The sequence below is a fragment of the Vibrio sp. L85 genome (assembly GCF_963871815.1).
GTDB lineage: Bacteria > Pseudomonadota > Gammaproteobacteria > Enterobacterales > Vibrionaceae > Vibrio > Vibrio harveyi.
In genome coordinates, this window is record NZ_CAWMYL010000010.1 from 1 (window position 1) to 249 (window position 249).

The 249-nt window shown below is 44.6% G+C and carries 1 protein-coding gene; it reads right to left on the reverse strand.

What is annotated here, in order from left to right; all coding sequences use genetic code 11:
* Positions 1 to 35 precede the first annotated feature (35 nt).
* A complete protein-coding gene (locus AACR11_RS01270; protein WP_074052092.1) occupies positions 36 to 188 on the reverse strand; it encodes a Hok/Gef family protein in 153 nt (50 codons plus the stop codon).
* Between the last annotated feature and the right edge of the window lie 61 nt (positions 189 to 249).

Genomic DNA, 249 nt, shown 5'->3' on the forward strand with positions numbered 1-249 from the left:
AGAGGGCTTCCTGTGACCCCCTCCCTGGCTAGCAACTATCTTGATTCGTAGGCAAGGGTTACCTGAAAGTCCACTCTCTCATCCAAGTAATGCACATCACAAAGTGAGTGCCGAACTATCCAGAGAGAACAAAGCAGGGTGAGACTCACCACTACTAGGCTTGCAAATGCAATCGTACTTTTTGGCATAACTTGCCTCCTTCAATTTTGCATTGAAATAAATCGAGATAGAGGCTAAGATTTGTATTGT